The sequence below is a fragment of the Palleronia caenipelagi genome (assembly GCF_007004065.1).
Taxonomy (GTDB): Bacteria; Pseudomonadota; Alphaproteobacteria; order Rhodobacterales; family Rhodobacteraceae; genus Palleronia; species Palleronia caenipelagi.
In genome coordinates this window covers 1-687 of record NZ_VFSV01000171.1, presented here as the reverse complement: position 1 = coordinate 687, position 687 = coordinate 1, and the positions used below count along the sequence as shown (strand labels likewise).

Here is a 687-nt window from a genome sequence, read left to right as displayed (position 1 = left end):
GGACCTTGTTGCACGAAACCATCTGACTGCGTAGCTGGCCGATAGATGTAGCGACGGGACAACGGGATGCCTTTCAAGCACAACGCATCACGACGGGACAAGTTTGCGAAGGCAAAGTACCGGGTCACGAACTGGGCCGACTATAACGAGAGCCTCCGCCGGCGCGGTGATGTGACGGTCTGGCTCAGCGAGGATGCGATGGCCGGCTGGATCTCACCGCTCTCTGGCAAGCGCGGTGCGCGGCGGCGGTATTCGGACCTGGCGGTCTCGGCCTGTCTGACCGTGCGTGTCGTGCTCAGACTGGCGCTTCGACAAACGCAAGGGTTTGTCCGGAGCCTGCTGCGGCTCGTGCGGGTTGACTTACCCGTGCCGAATTTCTCCACGCTCCGCCGCCGCGCGCCGTCCTTGAAGATAGCGCCGGGCCGGAAACCCACAGGTGGTCCGATCACGCTCATCGTGGATAATGAGCCATGTCGCGCCATCGGTTCGAGCGACCATGGCGAATGGGCTTCGCATCCATGGCGGTCGGGACTGGATGAGTGAGAAGCACGGGCTGCCGAAGTCCCGCAAAACCTGGCGCAAACTGCATATCGGCCTCGACCCGGGGAGCGGTCACATCGTCACCTCAAACCTGACCACTGAGCATGTCGGCGATCCCGGCGCGCTGCCCGAGCTGCTGGCTCAGGT

Annotated in this window: 2 protein-coding genes; both read left to right on the top strand. The window is 63.3% G+C overall.

Going from position 1 to position 687, the window contains the following annotated elements; translation table 11 throughout:
• Positions 1 to 66: 66 nt before the first annotated feature.
• Positions 67 to 543, top strand: coding sequence for a transposase (locus FEV53_RS20535; RefSeq protein WP_142836435.1), 477 nt, complete (start codon positions 67 to 69; stop codon positions 541 to 543).
• Positions 464 to 687 (top strand): transposase (locus FEV53_RS22330; RefSeq protein WP_425465515.1); only part of this gene is annotated, 224 nt, incomplete at its 3' end. The genes FEV53_RS20535 and FEV53_RS22330, both read left to right, overlap by 80 nt.